Below are 21709 nucleotides of genomic sequence, written 5' to 3' on the forward strand. Positions count from 1 at the left end.
ATGCCCGTGCGCAAGCAGCCACTGACCCAGCAGGCCCCGGCCCGGACCCCCGCGCCGGGCCGGATCACCGTCGCCGTGATCACCCGCGACCGCCGGGAGAGCGTGCTGCGCACCCTGGACCGGCTGGCCGCGCTGCCCGAACGGCCCCCGGTGATCGTCGTGGACAACGACTCCGCCGACGCCACGGCCGCCGCCGCCCGCGCCCACCCGGTGGGCGCGCGGGTCATCGCCCTGCCCCGCAACACCGGGGCCCTCGGCCGCAACCTCGCCGTCCGGCACGCCACCACCCCCTACGTCGCCTTCAGCGACGACGACTCCTGGTGGGCGCCCGGCGCGCTGGCCACCGCCGCCGACGTCCTCGACACCCACCCCCGCCTGGGGCTGCTGGCCGCACGCACCCTGGTCGGCCCGGAAGCCGCCGAGGACCCGCTGAACGCCGTCCTCGCCGGCTCCCCGCTGCCCGCCGACCCCGGGCTCCCCGGCCCCCCGGTCCTCGGCTTCCTCGCCTGCGCGGCCGTGGTGCGGCGCCGGGCCTTCCTCGACGCCGGCGGCTACCACCCGGTGCTGTTCTTCGGCGGTGAGGAGACCCTGCTCGCCTACGATCTCGCGGCCCGCGACTGGGGCGTGGCCTACGTGCCCCAGGTGACCGCCCTGCACCACCCCGACCCCGGCCGGCGGCCCGGCCGCTCCGCCGTGCAACGCCGCAACGCGCTGCTCACCGCCTGGCTGCGGCGCCCGGCCGGCGTCGCCCTGCGCGACACCGCCCGGCTCGCCGCCGACGCCGCCCGGGGCGACCCGGCGGCCGCCGCGGCGCTGCGCGGGGCGCTCGCCAGGCTCCCCGCGGCCCTCAGGCACCGCGCACCGCTGCCCGGCCGCGTCGAACGGGCGGCCCGGCTCCTGGACGGGAGGCACACATGACCGGCGACACGCTCGGCCCGGACGACCGCACCACCGTCGTGGTGATCACCCGCGACCGCCGCCCCGAACTGCTGCGCACCCTGCGCACCCTGCGCGACCTGCCGGAACGCCCGCCCGTGATCGTCACCGACAACGGATCGGCCGACGGCACGGCGGACGCGGTCGCCCGGGACCACCCGGAGGTGCTGCTGCTGCGCCCCGGCCGCAACCTCGGCGCCGTCGGCCGCAACCTCGCCGTCCGGCGCGTCCGCACGCCCTACGTGGCCTTCTGCGACGACGACACCTGGTGGGAGCCCGGCTCACTGCGCCGGGCGGCGGACCTCCTCGACACGCGGCCCCGGCTCGCCGCCGTCACCGCCCGGATCCTCGTCGAACCGTCGGGGGAGGAGGACCCGGTGGTCGCCGAACTGCGCGACTCGCCGCTCAGCGGCCCCGAGTGGCTGCCCGGACCCGCCCTCGGCTCCTTCCTGGCGGCCGCCACCGTGATGCGCACCGAGGCCTTCCGCGCGGTCGGCGGCTTCCACCCCGGGCTGTGGCTCGGCGGCGAGGAGGAACTGCTCGCCACCGACCTGCTGCGGCGCGGGCACTGGCTCAGCTACGCCCCCGAGCTGACCATCCATCACGCCGCCTCCCCGGTCCGCGACAGCACCCACCGGCGCGTCCTCGGCCTGCGCAACACCCTGTGGTTCACCTGGCTGCGCCGCCCCTGGCCGTCCGCGCTGCGCCGCACCTGGTACCTGCTGCGCACGGTCCCGCACGACCGCGCCTCGGCGCGGGCCTTCGCGCACGCGGCGGCCGGCCTGCCCTGGGTGCTGCGGCAGCGCGACCCCGTGCCGCCCGACCTGGAGGCGCGGCTGGTCGCGCTGGAGAAGGCCCGGCGGTCCTCGCCCGCGCGGCGGTACATCGGCTGAGGCTGAGAGATCACATGACGACGGCGGCCGTGGCGCTTGCGCGCCACGGCCGCCGTCCGCGGTGTGCGGGAGGTCATTCCTCGCGGAACACGGCCTTGCTCACCTCGGCCGGGTTCTGGAACTCCTTCTTGCCCAGGTGCTCGATCCGGTCGGTGATCTCCTTGGACGCGTGATTGTCCCGGGCGACCTTCGCCAGCTTCTTGCTGTCCGTCGGGTACTCCGCGCCGGACAGGGCCTTCTGCAGGTCGGGAGGGGTGATTCCGGCCATGATTCCTCCATGGCGTCGAGGATGTGTGGGGGGTTGGGCGAAGGACCGGTTCAGTCCTTCTTGCCACGGCCCGTCAGCGCGTCCCGCATCCGGTCCACGAGTCCCATGCCGGGTGCGAGCAGCTTGTCGGCCGGGGGCCTGTCGGGAGCGGCCGGGTGCGGGCGCGTCGGCGCCATCTTCTTCGCCTGCCGCACCTTGTCCCCGAGCTCGTCGAGGGCCGCCGCGGGGCACGTCTCGCGCAGCATCGGGAAGAGGTTCTGCTCCTCGTCCGCCACATGCGAGCGGATCTCGGTCATGAGCATGCCCATAAGCCGGTCGAACTCGGGGTCGTCGGCCTCGCAGCCCTCCAGGTCCTTCACGATCCGCTCGGCCTTGGAGTGGTCCTCGATCTCCTTGTCGGCCAGCGCGTCCCCGTTCGGCAGGTGCTCGCGCACCGCCGGATAGAGGTGGGCCTCCTCGGCGACCGAGTGACGCACCAGCTCCATGGTGACCTGGTCCGCGTAGACCTTGCGGTCCTTGGAGCCCATCGGCAGGCCCTCGATCTTGCCGAAGAGCTCCTCCACCTCGCGGTGGTCCGTCATCAGCTCGTCGATGACGTTTCCTCCATGTCCCATGTCGTACCTCCATCGTCGCTGCGGTGGCCCTCGGAGGGGTCCGTCCGTCCCGGACTCCCGGGTGCCCGTGCCGGGGCGGGGCGTAACGCGGCCGTACGGGTGGGAATGCGGGGGTCCCCGGAGCGCCTGTGAGCAAGTGCACAGGATGCGGCAAGTCGATTGGCGGGGGCGGAACTTGCCCCATTCGGGCCACCCGCGACGAGGGCGCCCGGTCAGGACTCGGGCGGCCCGTCTGCCACGATGGGCGGCGCTCGTCCCGAAGATCCCGTGGAGTGACCGCGCAGTGCAGCCGGTGATCCCGACTCCCGTGGATTTCCCGATCCCCCGAGTCCCCGGACACCTGCCGAGAACCGCCGTGCCTGATTCCTCCGCCGTGCCTGATTCCGCCACCTCCGCGCCCCCGCCGCCCGACGCGTCCAGCTCACCGTGGCGGTCCCTGCGCTACCGCAGCATGCGCTGGTGGTCCCTCGCCAACTTCGTGTCCAACGCCGGCACGTGGATGCAGCTCACCGTGCAGAACCTGCTGGTGCTGCAGATCACCGGGTCCGCCGCCGCGACCGGCCTGTCCGTGTCCGTGCAGGCAGCGCCCGCGCTGCTGGTCAGCCTGGCGGGCGGCGCCGCCGTGGACCGCTGGCCCCGGAAGCTGACCGCCATGGTCAGCCAGGCGCTGCTCGGCGTCGTCGCCCTGATCACGGCGGTGCTGGTGGCGACCGACCGGCTCGACCTGACCGTCCTGCTGGTGCTGGCCGCCGTCACCGGCACCATCGCCACCGTGGACGGGCCCGCCTGCGCGCTGCTCGGCAACGACCTGGTGCGGCCCGAGGACGTGCCCTCCGCCATCGGCGTCGGCTCCCTCGTGCACAGCGCCGGACGGCTCGCCGGTACCGGGCTCGCCGGAGTGGCCGTCGGCTTCCTCGGCACCGGCGCCGCGTACGCCGCCAACGGCCTGTCCTTCCTCTTCGTCGCCTCGGTCGTCCCGTTCCTCAAACCCGTCGCCGGAGCGGCCACGCGCGCCGGGGTCCCCGCCCGGCGCGGCTCGCGCGCGAAGGGCGCGCGGGGCAAGGACGGCGACCTGACCGTCCGCGAGGGCCTGGCGTTCTTCGCGCGGCGGCCCCGGCTGGTCGCCCTCGCCGGCGTGACCGGCATCAGCGCGGTCTTCGGCCGGAACTACGGCCTCACCCTCGCCGTACTCGTCACCGGTCCGCTCGCGGGCGGCGCCGGGGCCTTCGGCACCGTCTCCACCGTCCTCGCCGTCGGCGGCATCGTCGGCGCGGTGCTCGGCGCCCGGCTGCGCAAGCCGTCCGTGCGGCTCGTGGGCGCGCTGGCCGCGACCGGCGGGCTGCTCCAGGTGGTGGCCGGCCTGTCGCCGTCGCTCGCCGTGCTGCTCGTCCTGGTCCTGCCCATGGCCGTCGTGGAGTCGGTCTCCGACACCGCCGGGACGACCGTGCTGCAGACCGACCCGCCCGCCCACATGCGGGGCCGCGTCCTCGGCGTGTGGGGCAGCATCAGCACCGGCTGGGGCCTGGCCGGCCCGCCCGCCCTCGGCCTCCTCATGGAACTCGCCGGCGCCCGGGGCGCCCTCGTCGCCGGCGGCCTGATCATCGCGGGCGCGATCGGCACGGGCCACCTCCTCCGCGAACGCCGCACCGCGCTGCCGGTCACACCACTGCGTACGGGGGAGCGGCACGCGGAACTGGAAACCGCGGCCTGAGCCGCCGCGCGGGCCGGGGCCGGCCTGGGCGCCGCGGCGGAGCTGCGGTCGGTGGCTTGCCGGGCTCGGGCCGCCGTGGCCGGGCAAAGTCGCGGGCGTCGGCTCGCTCGCGTGGATCGCGGCTGAGGTGGGCGGCGTCGCGGGCACCCTCGTTCTGTTCCTTCTCAGCGGCGGAGCCGTGCTTCCGCCGGGGCCCGGTCGGTCGAACCGTGTCCGGGTGTCCGGGATGCCCGGCCGACCGGGAGGTCACGTACCGCCGTCAGGACCTCCCGCACCGAGATCCGCAGGAGCCGTTCGTCCGGTTCGCGTCCGTGGGCGTCCCCGGGGCGGGCGGAGACGGTGTCGCCGGGATGCCAGAGCGCCCGGTGCCGGGGGTCGGGGGGCGGGCCCCACAGACGGGGGGCCACCGGGCCGAACAGGATCACCGACGGGGTGCCCAGAGCCGTGGCCAGGTGAGCCAGGCCCGTGTCGCCGACCACCACGCAGCGCGCGCCGGCGACCAGTGCCGCGAGCCGGTCGAACGGCACGTCACGGGTGCCGCCCAGCACTGCGGACGGGGGCAGCCCCGCCCGTTCCGCGACCCGCCGGGCCAGTACCGCCTCGCCCGCGCCCGCCGTCACCACGACCCGGTGACCCGCCTCGCGCAGCGCGCGTGCCACGGCGGCGAACCGCTCGCTCGGCCAGCACCGGGCGGGGGCGTCCGCGCCGGGGTGGACGACGACCGCGCCGGGCGCGGGGGAGGGCGCCGCGGGCGCCGGGATCGTCAGGTCCGCGGGGTCGGCGGGGATGCCGTACCAGGCGAGGAGCCGGCACCAGCGTTCCCGCTCGTGCTCGTCCTCCCGCCAGACCGGGCCGGGGATGCCGGGCGTCCCCGGATGCGCGTACGCGAACAGGCGGCGCGGTGCGAGCCGCTGGAGGAGGAGGTGGCTGGGCGGGCCGTTGCCGTGCAGGTCCACGGCCAGGTCGGGCGGCGGCCCGGACCAGGCCAGCCCGGACGGTACGGCCCGTCCCGGCGCCTCGGCCGGCAGCAGCCGGTCCACCAGGCCGGTCGCCGCCGCGGCCCCGGCCAGCCGCCCCGGCGCGGCCAGCACCAGCTCGTGGCCCGGCAGTTCCCGCCGCAGCGCCTTCAGGGCGGGGACGGCCGTCAGCAGGTCGCCGAGGCCGAGCGCGCGCAGCACCAGGACACCCGGCCGGGCGGACCGGGCGGGGTCCCCGCTCACGCCGCCGTCCCGCCCGGCTTCAGCGGCACCGCGGCGCGCGCCGCCCGCCGGGCCAGCAGCGTGGTGGACCGGCCGTCGAGGTACGGCAGGACGACCGCCTGACCGCCCCACGCGCGCAGCGTCTCCGCCTCGGGCAGCTCCTGCACGGAGTAGTCGCCGCCCTTCACCCACACGTCCGGCCGCAGCCGGCTCAGCAGAGCCTGCGGGGTGGCCTCGTCGAACACCGCGACGGCGTCGACGCTGCCGAGGGCCTGGAGCACCCGGGCCCGGTCGGCCACCGTGTTGATGGGGCGGCCGGGGCCCTTGATCCCGCGCACGGAGTCGTCCGAGTTGAGGCACACGATCAGACAGTCGCCGATCCGCCGGGCGCTCTCCAGCAGCCCCACGTGCCCGGCGTGCAGCAGGTCGAAGCAGCCGCCGGTCGCCACCACCGTGCCGCCGCGCGCCCGCACCTGCTCGGCGAGGGCGAACGCGTCCGCGCCGGGCGCCGGACCGGAGGGGGTGTCGGGTTCGGTCCGCCACAGCGCCGGATTCCCGGCACCGCCCGCCGCCACGAACGCGGCGGCCTCCGCGACCGCCCGCTGCAACGCCTCCTCCGGCAGCGCGCCGTCGGCGAGCGCGGTGGCGGTCGTCGCGGCGAAGCAGTCGCCCGCACCGCACGGATCGCCGCTCGCCCGGTACGGCGGCGGCACCAGCATCGGCGTACCGGCGGCGGGCCGGGTCAGCAGCACCCCGCGCTCCCCGAGCGTCACGGCGACACCCGCGGCCTGCCACAGGTCCGCGAGCCGCGCCCCGCGCTCGGCGTACGCGCGCAGCGACTCGCCCCCGTCGCCGGGGTACAGGCTGCGCGCCTCGGCCGCGTTCGGCGTGACCAGCCGGGCGCCGGGCACCGGGGCCTCGCCCCTGGGGTGCGGGTCCCACACCAGCGGGGTGCGCGGGACGACCGCCTCCAGGTGCTGCCGTACCGCACCCGCGGTGTGCCGCCCGTAGTCGGCGACGAGCACGGCGTGGGCCTGCGTCAGCGCGTCCCGCACCGCCTCATCGGGCTCCCCGGGCTCGCCGCCGCCCCGGTCGATGCGGACCAGCGGTCGCCCGCTCGCCAGCACCCGGGTCTTCACCGGCAGGCTGCCCCGCAGCGGGATCTCCACCAGCCGCACCCGGCCGCGCAGCTGCCGCCGTACCGCCTCGCTGGCGGCGTCGTCGCCGAGCGCGGTCACCAGGACCACCTCGCGTCCGCCCCGGGCGGCCAGCGCGGCGGCGAGGCCCGCCCCGCCGGGGTGACGGCGGTCGTCGGTGACGTCCACGACCGGCGCGGGCGCGTCCGGGGCCAGCCGGGTGGCGACACCCTCGACGTCCTCGTCGAGCAGCACGTCCCCGACGACCACCAGCGGCCGCGGCCCGGTCACGACACCCTCCCGGCGGCGGTGGCCCGGTCCCGGACGGGGGCCGGCGTGCCGAGGGCCGCGTCGAAGCCCTCGCACAGCAGGTGCACGGCGACCAGATGGGTCTCCTGCACGGTGGCCGTGGTGTCGGCGTCGACGCACAGCGCCTCGTGGGCGGCCTCGGCGAGCGGGTTCGGCGCCGGTCCGGTCATCGCCCAGACCCGCAGCCCGGCCCGGCGGCCCGCGACGGCCGCGCTGATCAGGTTGGCGCTGCGCCCGGAGGTGGACATCAGCATCAGCACGTCGCCGGGCCGGCCGTGGGCGGCGACCTGACGGGCGTACACCTGGTCGAAGCCGTAGTCGTTGCCGATGGCGGTCAGGCTGGAGGTCTCCGCGTGCAGGGAGATCGCCGAGAACGCGGGCCGTTCCTGCCGGTAGCGGCCGACGAGTTCGGCGGTCAGGTGCTGGGCCTGGGCGGCGCTGCCGCCGTTGCCGGCGGCGAGCAGCCTTCCGCCGGTCGGCAGGACGGCGGCGAGCCGGTCGCCCCAGTCCGCGATCCGGCCGAGGCCGTCGGTGCGCAGCCGGACGAGTGCCTGTTCCAGGGAACGGCAGTGCAGCCGGGCGGCGGCGAGTGCAGGGGATTCGCTCATGCTGGTCGGGCGTACCGCGTCGCGGCGACGGCGGCGGGACCCGCACCTCCTTCGAACGTCGGGGCTCGCAGCGGTGACGGGGGGACGGACGGCCTCACACCACCCCCGTCACGGCCGGCGCGGCCTCCAGGACCGCGCAGTACGCCGCCTCCGTCTCGGCGGCGACCCGCGCCCAGGTGTAGCGGCGCAGCACCCGGCGGCGCCCGGCCGCGCCGCACGCCCGACGGGTCTCGGGGTGGGCGAGGAGGCCGGCGACCGCGCGGGCGAGGGCCCGCGGGTCGCGCGGCGGCACCAGGCGTCCGGTGCCGGGGTCCGCGACGGTGTCCAGCTGGCCGCCGACCGCGCTGGCCACGACCGGGACGCCGCAGGCCATCGCCTCCAGCGGCACGATGCCGAACGGCTCGTAGTCCGCCGGGCACAGCACCACGTCGGAGCCGCGCAGCAGCGGCGGCACCTGCTCGCTGGGCACCCCGCCGGTGAACCGGACCCGGTCGGCGACCCCGGCCCGGCGGGCGATCTCCCGCAGCCGGCGCACCTCCGGGTCCGCGTCCAGCCGGTCCGCCGGGGGGCCGCCGACCACGACGAGTTCCGTGTCGGGCAGCAGGGCCAGCGCGGCGATGGACACGGCGGCGCCCTTGCGCGGCACCAGTCGGCCCAGCTGGAGCAGCCGGTAGGGGTGGGGGCCGCGCGGGGCGGCCGGGCCCTGCGGGGTGAACAGGCCGGTGTCGACGCCGCACGGCACGATGCTCGCCTTGTCGGCGCGGATGCCCATCCGGGTCAGTTCGACGACCTCGTCCCGGCAGGTGGCGATCACCCGGTCACAGCCCCGGCCCACCTCGGTCTCCAGCGCCACGCGCTGCGGCGGGCTGGTGTCCGCGAGCCGCTGGTGGCGGCGCTTGACCGTGCCGAGCGCGTGATAGGTGTGCAGCAGCGGCAGGTCCAGCGCGCGCACGGCGTGCAGCGAGGCCAGCCCGGACATCCAGAAGTGCGAGTGCGCCACGTCGGGCGGCCGGCCCCGCCAGGCCCGGACCAGCTGCCGCCCGAACTCGTCCATGTGGGGCAGCAGCTCGTCCTTCGGCAGCGGCTCGGGCGGCCCGGCGGGCACGTGGTGGACCTCCACCCCGTCGCGCAGCGGCACCCGGTCGGGCAGGTCCGGGCCGTCCCGGCGGGTGTGCACGGTGACCCGGTGCCCGCGGTCCGCGAGGGCGCCGGCGAGACAGGCGACGTGCACGTTCTGCCCGCCCGCGTCGACGCCGCCGAGCGCGGCCAGCGGACTGGCGTGCTCGGAGACCAGCGCGATGTCGAGGGAGCCGGGGTGGCCGGCGTCCGGGGCGGCGGTCAGGGAACCGACCGATGCGGTCATGAGCGCACCTCCGTCATCACGCGCTCCCAGTCGTTCAGGAAGCGCTTCAGCCCGTACCGTCCGAGGGCCGCCTGGCGGGCCCGCGCCCCGTCCTCGGCCGCCGCGTCGGGCTCCGCCAGATAGCGGCGGGCGGCCTCCGCCAGCACCCGCGGGCGGGTGGACACCACGCCCGCGCCGGGCGGGACGGCCTCCACCGCCTCCGTGGTGGCGAGCGCCACCACGGGCATGCCCAGGTGCATGGCCTCCAGCAGGGACAGCCCGAGCGAGGTCCAGCGCACCGGGTGCAGGTACAGCCGCCGCTCGGCCATCGCGGCGTGCAGCTCGCTCTGCGGCAGGTCCGCGGACCGGCACCGCTCCTCGGGCAGGCCGAGGTGCGCGGCGAGGCCCTCGGTGCGCATCCCGAAGACGTCCAGGGGCGCCGCCTCGGCCAGGGCGGGCAGCAGGTCGGTGCCGGTGTGGCGGCCGCGCCGTACCGGCTCGTTGACGACGACGGCCGCGCGGGCGAGCCGGCCGGTGTACCGGTGGCCCGGGTCGACGACGCCGTGCTCGACGACCTCGGTGCGGGTGCCGCCGTTGTCCCAGAACAGCCGGTTGAAGTGGGTGACGTGGACGAGGGTCAGGTCGTCGCGGTCGGCGAACGGGTGCCGGGTGTTCGGGATGTCGCCGTCCGGGGCGTTGTGCTCCAGGTAGACGGCGGGGACGTCCCGGCCGGGGCGGCGGCCGCCGAGCCAGCGTTCGGCCAGCTCGATCTCGTGCGGCCGCTGGAGGACGACCAGGTCGACCTCCGCGTCCCGCAGCTCGTCCGGGGTCGCCTCGCGCACGGAGGCGGGCCAGGGGAAGGTCCGGGCCCGGCCGCGCCCGTCCGGGCCGCGGTCGGGGAGCACGGGGACGAGGTAGGTGTGCGGACCCTGGACGAACGCGGTCGTCCAGGAGCCGTGCACATGCCACAGCAGAATGTTCACCACGCCACTCCTCGCTCACTGGCCCCTTTTGGTTCGTTTGTCCGGTCCGCCGTCTTCCTTGTCTCAGTCAAGTCATTCATCCCGACCGGTCGGTCTTCCCCTCGGTCCGCCCTTCCTCCGGTGCTGAGCGCGGCCACCGCCGCGAGCACTTCCGCGTCGCGGATCCCGTCCAGACACGGATGTCCCGGCGTGGGGCAACGCCGGGCCCTGGTCCCCGCACAGGCCGCCTCCTGGTCGCCCAGCAGCACCGACGGCACCGCGTACGGCCGCCAGCGTTCGGCCGGCACCACCGGCGCGAACAGCGACACCACCGGCGTGCCGACCGCCGCGGCCAGATGCGCGGGGCCGGTGTTCCCGGTCACCGCCACCCGCGCGCGGGCCAGCACCCCCGCCAGCTGCCGCAGATCCGTCACCCCACCCAGGTCCAGAGCGTGCGAACCGGCCACCCGCGCGGTCAGCTCCCGGTCCCCGCGACCGCCGGTCACCACCACCCGATAGCCCTCGGCGGCCAGCGCCGCCGCGGCCCGCGCCGCCCGGTCCGGGCTCCAGGCGCGGGCCGGCACGGCGGCACCCGGATGCAGCACCACATACGGCTCGGGGCCGGTCAGGCGGGTCGTGTCCGGCGGCGGCAGCACCCGCAACGCGCCGTCGTCACCCGCCGGCAGCGCGAACCCGGCGGCCTCCGCCAGGTCCAGGGCGGCCAGCGCCTCGTGCCGGTGCGGCCGCCGGCGGTGGCGCAGATCGAGCAGCGCGCCCGGATAGTCCACGCTGTCCGCCGCCGCCCAGCCGACCCCGGCCAGCTTCAGCAACAGGGCCGCGGGCAGCGGGCTCTGATGGAACGACACCAGGATCAGGGCGCGGTCGAAGCGACGCCCGGCCAGCGTCTGGAGCAGCCGCCGCGTCTCCTCCCGGGACACCGGCGCCGGCTCCAGCCCCACCCACGGCGCGTCGTGCACCAGCACCTCGTCCACGCCCGGCAGCATCCGCGCCGCCTGCTCACCCTGCGGCCCGCACAGCATCGCCGTGTACGACGAACCGGCCGCCACCGCCCGCACGGCGGGCCCGGCCAGCAGCACGTCACCGGCGCTGTCCAGCCGGACGACGAGGGTGCGGGGGGCGGCGGTCATGACGGGGCCGCCGTTCGCGTCGCTTGACGGCAGGAGCCGTTCGCCTCATGGCCCGGTGTGCGGGCGGCGGCCGGGGTACGTGGCGCCCTCTCCTGCCGGGCCACGGCGTCCGCGGGCCTCGTGCCCAGGACCAGCCGTACCGCCCCGAGCAGGTCCACGGCGGTCTCCGCCGTCTCCTCCGCGAGGGCGGTCTCCTCGGGGCGGGTCACCGGTGTGGGGACCAGTACGGCCCGTGCGCCCGCGGCCCGAGCCGCGGTCAGGTCGGCGCCGATGTCGCCGACGACGACGCTGCGGGCCGGGTCGACGCCGAGGCGGGCGCAGGCGGCCAGGACGAGTCCCGGCGCGGGCTTGCGGCAGCCGCAGCCGTCGTCGGGACCGTGCGGGCACACCGCCCACACGTCGAACGGACCGAGCAGCTCCTCCACCCGGCGCTGCACCGCTTCGACCTGCGGCCGTGTGAGCAGCCCGCGTGCCACCCCCGACTGGTTGCTGACCACGCCGACCGGTATCCCCGCCGCCCGGACGGCGTCGACCGCCTCGCGCGCCGTCGGCATGGGCTCGACCCGCGCCGGGTCGCCGTTGTACGGGACGTCGACGACGAGGGTGCCGTCGCGGTCGAAGAGCACGGCGGCGGGCAGGGCGCCGGCGGGGGAGCGGGCGGGCGGGGCCGGCCCCTCGGACTGGCGCGGGCGGCCCTCGAAGAGCCAGGGGCGGTCGCTCATGACCCCACCCGCTCCCACTCCGGCTCCGGCCGCGCCGACGGCGGCCCCGCGACCCGGGACGCGTCGAACGGCCGCGTACGCCGGTGCGCGAACCACCCCCGAAGCCAGTGCCGTACGGCGGCGGGCGGGATCGCCACGCTGGTCAGCGCCATCGTCACGATCTCGTCCCGGGTGCGCGGCCCCGGCCGGATCCGGGCCAGCGCGAACTCGGCCGTCCCGGCCAGCCACAGCCCGCCGCACACCGCGGCGGCCCGGGGCCTGCGCAGCACCGCGCAGGTCAGCGCGGCCACCGCCGCCCCGGTCACCGCCAGATGCCCGGGCAGCCGCCCCCGTGGCGCGTCCGCCCGGCGCCACCAGGCGCGGCCGTGCAGCCGGGTCATCAGCACGTCGTCCGCGTTGCCCGCCTGGAGCCGTACCGAGACCCAGCGGTCCGCGGGCCGCACCGGATGGGTCGTCGTACGGGACCCCTCGGCCACCGACCATCCGGCGCCGGTCACCCGCAGGGCCAGGTCCGCGTCCTCCCGGAAGGCCCGCCGGAACCGTTCGTCGAAGCCCCCGGCCGCCTCCAGCGCGGTCCGCCGGTACGCCATGTCGGCGGTGATCCACCGGGCGGTGGCGAGCCCGGCGGTGTTGCGCTCCCAGTCGGTGGGGCGCCGGTCGGCAGGCAGCGGCACGTGGATGCGCGCGGTCACCGCGGCGGTCCGGGGCGTCGCCGCGGCCAGGTCGCGGGCGAGATCGGCGGCCCAGGTCAGCCCGGGCACCACGTCGTCGTCCAGGAAGACGACCCAGGGCACCGGTCCGGCGGCCCGCCACCCGGCGTTGCGGGCCGCGGCAGGCCCTCGGGCGCCGCCCGCGACAACCGTGGTGAGGGGCCGCAGCGGTTCGGGGACGACGTCCGTGAGGGGCGCGCCGCCGGCCGTCGCGGGCCGGTCGTCGACGAGGACCACCCGCGCCGGCGGGGGACCACCGGCGGCGGCCAGCGCGCGCAGACACGTGCGCAGGCTGGGCCGGCCGACCGTGGGGACGACGATCGCGTACCCGGTGGTCTCGCCGGGCTCCCCGGTGACGTACTGCCCGTTCATCAGACCCGCCCCTCGGCCGAGGCGCGGAAGAAGTCGCCGCGCCGGATCGCGTACGGGCCGATGGCCAGCAGGTCGACGGGTGAGGAGCCGAAGCACTCCAGGGCGTCGCGGGGGTCGTCCACCATGGGGCGCCCCGCCGTGTTCAGGCTGGTGTTGACCACGACCGGCAGCCCGGTGAGCTTCTCGAACTCGCTCAGCATCCGCGCCACCAGCGGCTCCCGCGCCGCGTCGACGGTCTGGATCCGGGCCGTGCCGTCCACGTGCACGACGGCGGGGATCCGCTCCCGCCAGGCCGGTGCCACGTCGTGCACGAACAGCATGTACGGGCTCGGCAGCGGCCCGTCGAAGATCTCGGCGGCGCGATCCGCGAGCACCATCGGCGCCACCGGCCGGAACTGCTCGCGGCCCTTCACGTCGTTGAGCCGTTCCAGGTTGCCCGCGTGCCCGGGGTGGGCCAGCAGCGAGCGATGGCCGAGCGCCCGGGGGCCGTACTCCGAGCGGCCCTGGAACCAGGCGACGATCCCGTTGTCCGCGAGCGTCCGCGCCACCGTCCCGGCGATGTCCGGCGGCCGCTCGAACGGTACGGCGGCCGTCTTCAGCCACGCCCCCAGCTCAGCGTCCGACCAGTCCCGGCCGAGGTCCGCGCCGGTCATCGGCTCCGGCGAGTCCCCCTTCCCGGCGGCCAGCAGCAGCGCGCCGCCCAGCGCGGTGCCCGCGTCACCGGCGGCGGGCTGCACCCACACCCGGGAGAACGGGCCCTCGCGGGCGATGCGGGAGTTGGCGACACAGTTGAGGGCGACACCCCCGGCGAGCGTGAGGACGCTGTCGTGGGTCCGGCCGTGCAGCCAGCGCACCAGATCGAGGAGCGTCTCCTCCAGCACCGCCTGGGCGCTCGCGGCCACGTCCGCGTGCTCCTGGGTCCACGGCTCCTCAGCGCCGCGCCGCGGGCAGAACTCGTGCCACGGCACCCCGGTGGCCCGGAACCCGCCGTCACCCGTCGGATGCACGTACCGGCGCAGCTCCGCCAGCATCCGCGGGGTGCCGTGCGAGGCCAGCGCCATCACCTTGAACTCGTCGGAGGAGCGCAGGAATCCGAGATGCTCGGTCAGCTCCTCGTAGACCAGGCCGAGCGAGTGCGGCAGCTCCTGCGCGTACAGCGCCTCCAGCCGGTCCCCGACCCGGCGCGCGGCGAGATGCGAGGCACGCTCCCCGCGTCCGTCCAGGACCAGCACGGAGGAGTCCTCGGCGCCGTCCGCGCAGTAGGCGCCGGACGCGGCGTGCGCCATGTGGTGCGGCACGAACCGCACGATGTCCGGGTCGAGGCCCGGCAGCGCCGCCTTCAGGAAGCCCGGCGCCTCCCGGGCGTACGTCTGCCGCAGGTGGTCCCAGGGATCGTCCAGGCCCATGTCCGAGGCGGGCCGGGCGAGCGCCGGGTCGTAGGAGTAGGCGACGGCGTCCAGGTCCTGGGGGCGCAGACCCGCCCGGCGCAGGCACCACGCGGCGGCCTTCTCCGGCAGCTCCCAGGCGGAGAACGGCACCGGCCGCTTGCCGTGCTTGCGCCGGGAGAACCGCTCCTCCTCGGCGGCGGCGACGGTACGGCCGTCGATCACCAGGGCGGCGGCGGGGTCGTGGAAGAGGGCGTTGATTCCGAGGATGCGCATGGATGCCAGGCCTTTCGGCGAAGGGGCGGTCGGCTTCCCGGGGAGGGACGACGGGTCAGTGGTCGGCGCCGGAGCGGAACCAGGCGATGGTCCGCCGCAGGCCCTCCTCGGCGTCCACCTCCGGTTCCCAGCCGAGCTTGTCGCGGGCCAGCGTGATGTCCGGGCAGCGCACGGCCGGGTCGTCGGTCGGCCGTTCGATGAAGCGGATGTCGGAGGCGGAGCCGGTCAGTTCGACCACCAGGCGGGCCAGGTCGAGCATGGTGATCTCGTGCGGGTTGCCGATGTTGACCGGGCCGCGCAGCCCGTGCGCCGCGGCCGCGAGGATGCCACGCACGGTGTCGTCGACGTAGCACAGGGAGCGGGTCTGGCCGCCGTCGCCGGTGACCGTGAGGGGTTCGCCGTCCAGCGCCTGCCGGACGAAGGTCGGCACGGCCCGGCCGTCGTGGCCGCGCATCCGGGGACCGTAGGTGTTGAACAGCCGCACGATGCAGGTGTCGGTGCCCTCGCCGTCCGCGTGCGCGGTGGTCAGCGCCTCCGCGAAGCGCTTCGCCTCGTCGTAGACGCTGCGCGGGCCGACCGGGTTGACGTGGCCCCAGTACCGCTCGTCCTGCGGGTTCTGCTGCGGGTCGCCGTACACCTCGGACGTCGAGGCGAGCAGGAAGCGGGCGCCAAAGCGGTGCGCCAGCTCCAGGGCGTGCCGGGTGCCGAGACTGCCGGCGTCCATGGTGTGCAGCGGCAGCCGCAGATAGTCGGCCGGGGACGCCGGGGAGGCGAAGTGCAGGACGAGGTCGGGCGGCCGGTCGACGGGCAGGCCCTCGGACACGTCGGCCTGCACCAGCGTGAACCCGGGCCGGTCCATCAGCGGCGTCACGTTCTCGGGCCGTCCCGTGCTGAAGTCGTCCACGCAGGTGACCGCGGCGCCCGACTCCAGCAGCGCGGCGCACAGGTGCGAGCCGACGAAGCCGGCGCCGCCGGTGACGACCGCGTGCCGCCAGGCCCGCGGGGAAGTCTCCGCGGCGGCCCGCGAGGTCCGCGAGGTCCGCGAGGTCCGCCAGGTCCGCGAAGTGCGGGAAGTGCGGGAAGTGCGGGAAGAAGGGTTGCTCATTCAGGCCTCCTCGTCAGAGGGACGGCAGGGGTGCGGCGGCGGACCGCCCACACCCGAACAGCCTCCGACGCCCGGGCCCGCGGGGCTCGGTGGTGTACGGCATCGGAGTGACGTACGGAGCGTGACGGGCTCCGTGCCGCGCCGGACGGCGCGGGACGCGGCCCCGGCTCCCCGCCTGGCACCGGCACGTGCCGGGAACCGCACACGCGGCCGAGCGGGGCCGGTCCGCTGCGATGGTGGCCCTTCGGGTCCCGTGGAAGGATGGGCGCCGGGAGTCGGCCGCCGACCGGCGGCCGGTCCGGTTCCGGAGCAGGACCGCCCGGCCCGGTCCCGGCGGTCACGGGCTCCGCCGCGACGCACCTCGCGGTCCTTGTGCGCATGACATCGACGGCGTCCCGGCCGTCCGCCGCCCTCACGGACCAGCCCGGACACCGTCCGCCGAAAAGTGCCTCAGCAGGGGTTTCTCCCGACTTGTGACGGCAACTCGGGCCCGAACCCGCGGCAGCGACCCGCCTCGGACAGGAGTTCCGGATGACCACCACCGCACAGCCTCCCCGCGCCACCGGGACGAGCCCGCGCATCGGCCTGCTCGGTTCCTACGGCGGCTACAACCTCGGCGACGAGGCCATCCTCACTTGCATGCTGAGCTGTCTGCGCACCCACCGGCCGCAGGCGCGGCTGATCGCCCTGAGCCGCAACGCGGAGCACACCCGCGCCCACCACCCCACCCTCGACGAGGTGGTCGACTGGGAGGGCGTCCCGCAGAGGCAGGTGCTCGACGTGCTGTCCCGCCTCGACCTGCTCGTCCTCGGCGGCGGCGGCATCCTCTACGACGGCGAGGCCCGCCGCTACCTGCGGGTGACCGGTGCCGCCCAGGCCCGGGGCGTCCGCACCTTCGCCTACGCCATCGGCGCGGGCCCGCTGCGCGAGGCGGAGGACCGGGAGGCGGTGCGTTCGGTGCTGACGGCCATGGACGAGGTCGTCGTCCGCGACGAGGAGTCGCACCTCGTGCTGGAGGAGGCCGGCGTCGACCGGGACATCACCGTCACCGCCGACCCCGCCCTGCTGCTGCCGCCGGAGCCGTTCACCGACCAGATGATGCGCCAGGAGGGCATCCCCGCCGACGCCAACCGGCTGGTCGGCATGTCGGTCCGGGAACCCGGGCGCGCCGCCGAGAAACTCGACGAGGGCGACTACCACGCCCTCCTCGCCGACGTCGCCGACTTCCTCGTACGACGACTCGACGCCCACGTCGTCTTCGTCCCCATGGAACGCCAGGACGTGCACCACGCCCACGGCGTCCTCTCCCGGATGACCGCGCCCGACCGGGGCCGCATCCTGCACAGCGTCTACAGCCCCGGCCAGGTCCTCGGCTTCATGAACCACCTCGACCTCGTCGTCGGCATGCGCCTGCACTTCCTGATCTTCGCCGCGCTCTCCGGGCTGCCCGTGCTGCCGCTGCCCTACTCCGGCAAGGTCTTCGACTTCGCCCGCCGCCTCGGCGCCCCCGCCCTCGTCGGCGTCGCCCGCGAGCAGGCCGGGCTGCTGCTGGCGGAGGTGGACCGGCTCTGGGACGAGTTCCCCGACCGGCGCGACGACTTCGAACAGCGCGTACGGCGGCTGCGCGGCCGGGCGCGGGAGACCTGCGCCCGGGTCGGAGCCGTACTCGACTCCCTCGACACCGGCATCGCGGGCGTCGCGGACGTCGGCGAGCCGGGCCTGCATCTGCTCAGGCCGGGTACCGGGACCGCGACCTGACGCCCGGACGGCCCGCCGTCGTCCCGGACGCCGCCCCGCCGCGCCGGACGCCGGGCCCTCCGCACCGGATCCACCTGCCGACGGGAAGAAGCGATGCCGATCCTGGAACCACCCGCACAGTCCCGGACCGTCACCCTGCCGCCGCGCCCCGCCCGCCACGGCGGCCGGACGGACGTCCTGGTCGTCGGCGGGGGACCGGCCGGCACCGCCGCGGCCTGCGCGGCGGCCGAGGCCGGCGCCGAGGTGGTCCTCGTCGAGCGCTACGGCTTCCTCGGCGGCAACGCCACCGCGGCCCTCGTCATGCCGCTGATGTCGTTCCACAACGAGCGAAAACAGGCCGTGTTCACCGAGCCCGGCCAGCAGGGCGACCAGCTCCTGCCCACCGACCACGGCGAGGGCGAGGCGGTGGTCGCCGGGTTCCTGTGGCAGCTCCTGGACCGGCTCGGCACCCGCGGCGGCTGCGTCCAGCCGTCCCTGAAGACCGGCTACACCGTGCCGTTCGACCCCGAGATCTACAAACTCGTCCTCCTCGACCTGCTCGACGAGGCCGGCGTGCGCATGCTGTTCCACGCCTTCGCCTCCACCGCGCTGCCCCTCGACGACGGCTGGCGGGTGGTGTTCGAGAGCAAGTCGGGCCCCGTCGTCATCGACGCGGGCATCGTCGTCGACGGCACCGGCGACGGCGACGTGGCCGTGGCCTGCGGCGCGCCCTGCGAGATCGGCCGCCCCCAGGACGGGCTGGTGCAGCCGATGACGCTGATGTTCCGGGTCGTGGACTTCCTGCGGCCGCGCTTCTCCGAGTACGTCCGCGAGCACCCCGACCAGTGGAAGGGCGTGCACGGCCTGTGGGACCTCGTCGAGGAGGCCACCAAGGCGGGCGAACTCGACCTGCCCCGCGAGGACATGCTGTTCTTCGGCACCCCGCACCCCGGCGAGGTCAGCGTCAACAGCACCCGCGTCACCGGGGCGCTCGGCATCGACGTGTGGGACCTCACCCGCGCCGAGTACACCGCCCGCCGGCAGCTGGAGCAGATCGAACGCTTCCTGCGCCGGCGCGTGCCGGGCTTCGAGGAGTCGTACGTCGTGCAGAGCGGCACCCAGATCGGCGTCCGCGAGACCCGCCGCGTCCTCGGCGACTACCACCTGACCGGCCACGACATCATGGAGGCCCGCTCCTTCCCCGACGTGATCGCGCACGGCGCCTACCCCGTCGACATCCACAACCCCAAGGGCTCCGGTACCGTCCTCATGCGCGTCCCCCAGGGACGGTTCTACGACATCCCGCTGCGCTGCCTGCTGCCCCGCGACACCGAACGCCTCCTCGTCGCCGGCCGCTGCATCTCCGGCTCGCACGTCGCGCACTCCTCGTACCGCGTCATGCCCATCGCCATGGCCACCGGCCAGGCCGCCGGGGTCTGCGCCGCGCTGGCCACCCGTGACGGCCGCACCCCGCGCGAGGTGCCCGCCGAACTCGTCCAGGAGGAACTGCTCCGCCAGGGCGCGCGGCTGCGCCTCGGCATGGGCGCGCCCACCCGGCAGCCGGGCTGACTCCTGCTCACGCGTCGTTGTCCTGCCACCGCCCGCCCACCGGCGCGGTGTCGAACCGCGTAGCCGCCGAGGCGTTGCCCGAGAAGTCGTTGTCGGTGACCCGCCCGCCCGTCATACGGCCGTCGGCCGTGATCCACAGGCCGTGCGTCTGCGTCTGCGGCCGCCGGTCGTCCCAGACCCGGTTGCCGGTCAGCTGCGGCCGCGACACCGGCGAGTCCACGGTGATCCCGGCGCGTACGGCGGGACAGCCGGGCAGGCGATACCCCGAGCCCGGCGCGGGAGTGCCGTCGGGCCAGGCGGTCGGCGCGCCCGGCCGCCACGGCGCCAGCCCCAGCTCCGTCCCCGTGTTGTACACCACCCGCGCGCTCTGCTCGCCGACCGTCACCAGCTTGCCGCGATGGCCGTCCGGCGGCCAGGCCGCGCCCTCGTCGACCAGCGTGAACGGGGAACAGCGCACCCCGTCGCCGCCGCCCGAGGCCGCCGGTGCGGCACGGCGGCCGTTGTCACGGATCCGGTTGCCGAGCAGCGCCGAGTCGCGCAGCCCGGCGTCCACGCGGACGCCGTCGAGCGCGTTGCCGCAGATGTCGTTGGACTCCAGCACCACGTCCATCGCCGGCTCCTGGTCCCCGCCCTCCAGGTTGTGATCCCAGTACCCGTACCGGCCGTTGTTGCTGATCCGGTTGCCGCGGAAGGCGTACGGGCCGGGGGAGTTGCCGAACCCGACACCGTCGCGGACGTTGCCGTCGATGACGCAGCCGGTGACGATGCCGCCCCGCCCGCCGACGCTCGTGGTGCCCTGGGACGACACGTCGAAGCCCGCCTCGTGGTTGCCGATCATCGTCGAGGCGGACACCACCAGTCCGTCGGCCCCCCAGTCGGAGATGCCGAACCGGTTGTCCTCGCAGTGGCAGGCGACGATGCGGATGCCCCGCGGCGGCGTCCAGTGCTCCTGCTGCAACTCCAGGAAGATGCCGTTGGTGCCGTTGCCGACCGCGGTGCACGAGGTGATCGTCAGACGCTCGCTCGGCCCCCATCCGCCGACACCGATCCCGATGCCCGCGCCGCCCATCTTCTCCCCGGGGTCCTGCCGTCCGCACCGCTCGGCCAGCACGCCCTCCACGACCGTGTCCTGAAGGAAGTCGCAGCCGAACCCGGTCGCCGCCGTGTCGTGGATGTACAGGTCGCTGAAGCGCCCCCGCAGCACGTACTGCAGCCCCAGCCCCTTCGCCAGCACCTCGTACTCCTCCGTCCGCACCCCCGACCCGTCGATCTCGAAGTGCGCGAAGGTGACGTCGGCGATGTGACGGTCCCGGCCGGCGCCGTGCTGCGCCGTCGTGAACCAGGCCAGCGGCACCGGGGTGCGCGGCGCGCCGGGATTCTCCAGGACGAAGCAGGTGGCACCCCGCCCCGCCCCGATCAGCGACACCCCGCTGTGCCAGACGGTCGGCCGGTCCCGTATCACGTACCGCCCGGCCGGCACCTCGATGGTCCGCGGCCGGCCGTCCGCCGCGCACGCCGCGCCCACCATGTCCACCAGCCGCGCGAACGCCGGCTGGTCGTCGGTGACCCCGTCCCCGACCAGCCCGTGCTGCCGGGCGTCCAGCGTCAACGGCAGCGACACAGACATGGACATACGCACTCCTGTCCTCACTCGCCCGTCAGCCCTCGACGGCCTGCTGCGTCCCGGTCCAGGCGTACTCCAGCCAGTCCGCCAGCGTGATCGCGCTCAGTCCCGCGCACACCAGGCGGGCGGCCCGCGGCGCCCACGCGTAGTAGCCGGTCAGTCCGGCGCCCACCCAGGCGGCCATGCAGAACGGGCACGACACGAGTTCACCGATCGCCCGCCGGGCCGTACCGCCCTCCCGGGGCACGTCCATGACCTCGGCGGCCTCACCCTCCCCCTCGCGGCGGGTGAACGGCGCCCGCACGACGCCCGTCACCTTGTCCCTGGACAGCAGCCGCGCCACCTTGAACGTCGCCGTACCCAGCAACGCCACGTCCCACGGCGGCACCTGCTCCGGCGGCCGCCGGCCGAGCAGCCGGAACACCACCGTGTACGCCGCCGCACCCGCCGCGAAGCCGCCCATCAGCCCCGCGTAGCCCGCGAGGGGCACACCACCCTCGTCGTCGTACCGCTCGTCCTCCACCGTGACCGCCCTCCCGTCCTCCGGGTTCCCGCGAACCAGCCCCGAGTGCCCGGCCGCGGCCAGGGCCACACGCCCGACGGCGTCGGCCTCCATACGCTCGGAGGTATCGACTCATGCCTGGGCGTGTATTAGACGTATGCCCGCTGGTCACCTAGCGTGCGGCGCATGACAGAGCGACGCGCGATCCTCAGTGGCTCGGCCTTCGAGGAGCAGATCGGCTACGCCCGTGCCGTGGTGGACGGCGACTGGGTGCACGTGTCCGGGACGACCGGGTTCGACTACACCACCATGACCATCTCCGACGACGTGGTGGAGCAGGCCGAACAGTGCCTGCGCAACATCGGGGCCGCGCTGGCCGAGGCGAAGTGCACCTTCGCCGACGTGGTGCGGGTGCGCTACCTGCTGCCCGACCGCGAGGACTTCGAGCCCTGCTGGCCCGTCCTGCGCCGCTGCTTCGGCGACGTGCGGCCGGCCGCCACGATGCTCGTGTGCGGTCTCGCCGATCCCCGGATGAGGATCGAGATAGAGGTGTACGCACGGCGGCCGACCGCGTGACATGC

At 75.7% G+C, this 21709-nt stretch carries 20 protein-coding genes; 6 read left to right on the forward strand and 14 right to left on the reverse strand.

Annotated features, from left to right (window positions below; translation table 11 throughout):
- Positions 1-918: a glycosyltransferase family 2 protein gene (locus tag AMK31_RS28500; protein WP_073943545.1), complete on the forward strand. Its 918-nt coding sequence runs from the start codon at positions 1-3 to the stop codon at positions 916-918.
- Complete coding sequence (locus AMK31_RS28505; RefSeq protein WP_073943546.1) at positions 915-1829, forward strand: glycosyltransferase family 2 protein; 915 nt, start codon at positions 915-917, stop codon at positions 1827-1829. The genes AMK31_RS28500 and AMK31_RS28505 overlap by 4 nt, the downstream gene beginning before the upstream one ends.
- A gap of 73 nt (positions 1830-1902) precedes the next feature.
- On the opposite strand, the gene AMK31_RS28510 is transcribed toward AMK31_RS28505, so the two are convergent.
- Positions 1903-2097, reverse strand: coding sequence for a DUF2795 domain-containing protein (locus AMK31_RS28510; protein WP_073943547.1), 195 nt, complete (start codon positions 2095-2097; stop codon positions 1903-1905).
- Positions 2098-2147: 50 nt separating this feature from the next.
- The gene (locus AMK31_RS28515) at positions 2148-2711 is read right to left on the reverse strand and encodes a hemerythrin domain-containing protein (RefSeq protein WP_073943548.1); all 564 of its coding nucleotides are present in this window, start codon (positions 2709-2711) and stop codon (positions 2148-2150) included.
- A gap of 451 nt (positions 2712-3162) precedes the next feature.
- On the opposite strand from AMK31_RS28515, the gene AMK31_RS28520 reads away from it, so the two are divergent.
- The gene (locus tag AMK31_RS28520; protein ID WP_241842750.1) at positions 3163-4422 is read left to right on the forward strand and encodes an MFS transporter; all 1260 of its coding nucleotides are present in this window, start codon (positions 3163-3165) and stop codon (positions 4420-4422) included.
- Between the two features lie 164 nt (positions 4423-4586).
- Here the strand turns inward: AMK31_RS28520 and AMK31_RS28525 are convergent, their stop codons facing one another.
- The 10 genes from AMK31_RS28525 to AMK31_RS28570 all read right to left on the reverse strand — a co-directional run bounded on the left by AMK31_RS28525 (position 4587) and on the right by AMK31_RS28570 (position 15696).
- The gene (locus AMK31_RS28525) at positions 4587-5642 is read right to left on the reverse strand and encodes a glycosyltransferase family 9 protein (protein WP_079186962.1); all 1056 of its coding nucleotides are present in this window, start codon (positions 5640-5642) and stop codon (positions 4587-4589) included.
- On the reverse strand, positions 5639-7048 hold the full coding sequence (rfaE2, locus tag AMK31_RS28530) for a D-glycero-beta-D-manno-heptose 1-phosphate adenylyltransferase (protein ID WP_073943550.1): 1410 nt from the start codon (positions 7046-7048) through the stop codon (positions 5639-5641). Before rfaE2 ends, AMK31_RS28525 begins: the two co-directional genes overlap by 4 nt.
- A complete protein-coding gene (locus AMK31_RS28535) occupies positions 7045-7674 on the reverse strand; it encodes a D-sedoheptulose-7-phosphate isomerase (RefSeq protein WP_073943551.1) in 630 nt (209 codons plus the stop codon). Before AMK31_RS28535 ends, rfaE2 begins: the two co-directional genes overlap by 4 nt.
- 94 nt (positions 7675-7768) lie before the next feature.
- Positions 7769-9037 (reverse strand): glycosyltransferase, encoded by a 1269-nt coding sequence (locus tag AMK31_RS28540; RefSeq protein WP_073943552.1) that lies wholly within the window; start codon positions 9035-9037, stop codon positions 7769-7771.
- Positions 9034-9999 carry a glycosyltransferase gene (locus AMK31_RS28545; protein WP_073943553.1) on the reverse strand — a complete coding sequence of 322 codons (966 nt, stop codon included), beginning with the start codon at positions 9997-9999 and terminating at the stop codon, positions 9034-9036. The genes AMK31_RS28540 and AMK31_RS28545 overlap by 4 nt, the downstream gene beginning before the upstream one ends.
- Complete coding sequence (locus tag AMK31_RS28550) at positions 9996-11126, reverse strand: glycosyltransferase family 9 protein (RefSeq protein ID WP_079186963.1); 1131 nt, start codon at positions 11124-11126, stop codon at positions 9996-9998. The genes AMK31_RS28545 and AMK31_RS28550 overlap by 4 nt, the downstream gene beginning before the upstream one ends.
- A complete protein-coding gene (locus AMK31_RS28555) occupies positions 11123-11848 on the reverse strand; it encodes a D-glycero-alpha-D-manno-heptose-1,7-bisphosphate 7-phosphatase (protein ID WP_079186964.1) in 726 nt (241 codons plus the stop codon). The genes AMK31_RS28550 and AMK31_RS28555 overlap by 4 nt, the downstream gene beginning before the upstream one ends.
- Positions 11845-12930: a glycosyltransferase family 2 protein gene (locus tag AMK31_RS28560; protein WP_073943554.1), complete on the reverse strand. Its 1086-nt coding sequence runs from the start codon at positions 12928-12930 to the stop codon at positions 11845-11847. Before AMK31_RS28560 ends, AMK31_RS28555 begins: the two co-directional genes overlap by 4 nt.
- Positions 12930-14591, reverse strand: a complete 1662-nt coding sequence (locus AMK31_RS28565; RefSeq protein WP_073943555.1) for a carbamoyltransferase family protein — start codon at positions 14589-14591, stop codon at positions 12930-12932. The genes AMK31_RS28560 and AMK31_RS28565 overlap by 1 nt, the downstream gene beginning before the upstream one ends.
- A gap of 55 nt (positions 14592-14646) precedes the next feature.
- Entirely contained in the window at positions 14647-15696 is a 1050-nt protein-coding gene (locus AMK31_RS28570; RefSeq protein ID WP_079186965.1) for an NAD-dependent epimerase/dehydratase family protein, read from the reverse strand.
- A 531-nt stretch (positions 15697-16227) separates the two neighbouring features.
- Between AMK31_RS28570 and AMK31_RS28575 the strand changes: the two genes are divergently transcribed.
- Both AMK31_RS28575 and AMK31_RS28580 read left to right on the forward strand, forming a co-directional pair.
- Positions 16228-17454, forward strand: coding sequence for a polysaccharide pyruvyl transferase family protein (locus AMK31_RS28575; protein ID WP_073943556.1), 1227 nt, complete (start codon positions 16228-16230; stop codon positions 17452-17454).
- 93 nt (positions 17455-17547) lie between these two features.
- Complete coding sequence (locus AMK31_RS28580; protein ID WP_073943557.1) at positions 17548-19002, forward strand: FAD-dependent oxidoreductase; 1455 nt, start codon at positions 17548-17550, stop codon at positions 19000-19002.
- 7 nt (positions 19003-19009) lie between these two features.
- Here AMK31_RS28580 and AMK31_RS28585 read toward each other — a convergent pair whose 3' ends face one another.
- Complete coding sequence (locus tag AMK31_RS28585) at positions 19010-20635, reverse strand: right-handed parallel beta-helix repeat-containing protein (protein ID WP_073943558.1); 1626 nt, start codon at positions 20633-20635, stop codon at positions 19010-19012.
- A 25-nt stretch (positions 20636-20660) separates the two neighbouring features.
- Positions 20661-21242, reverse strand: coding sequence for a DUF1360 domain-containing protein (locus tag AMK31_RS28590; RefSeq protein WP_079186966.1), 582 nt, complete (start codon positions 21240-21242; stop codon positions 20661-20663).
- Positions 21243-21314: 72 nt separating this feature from the next.
- Here AMK31_RS28590 and AMK31_RS28595 point away from each other — a divergent pair, with 72 nt between their 5' ends.
- Positions 21315-21704 carry a RidA family protein gene (locus AMK31_RS28595; RefSeq protein ID WP_073943559.1) on the forward strand — a complete coding sequence of 130 codons (390 nt, stop codon included), beginning with the start codon at positions 21315-21317 and terminating at the stop codon, positions 21702-21704.
- The last annotated feature ends 5 nt before the right edge of the window (positions 21705-21709 follow it).

It is taken from the genome of Streptomyces sp. TSRI0107 (assembly GCF_001905845.1).
GTDB lineage: Bacteria > Actinomycetota > Actinomycetes > Streptomycetales > Streptomycetaceae > Streptomyces.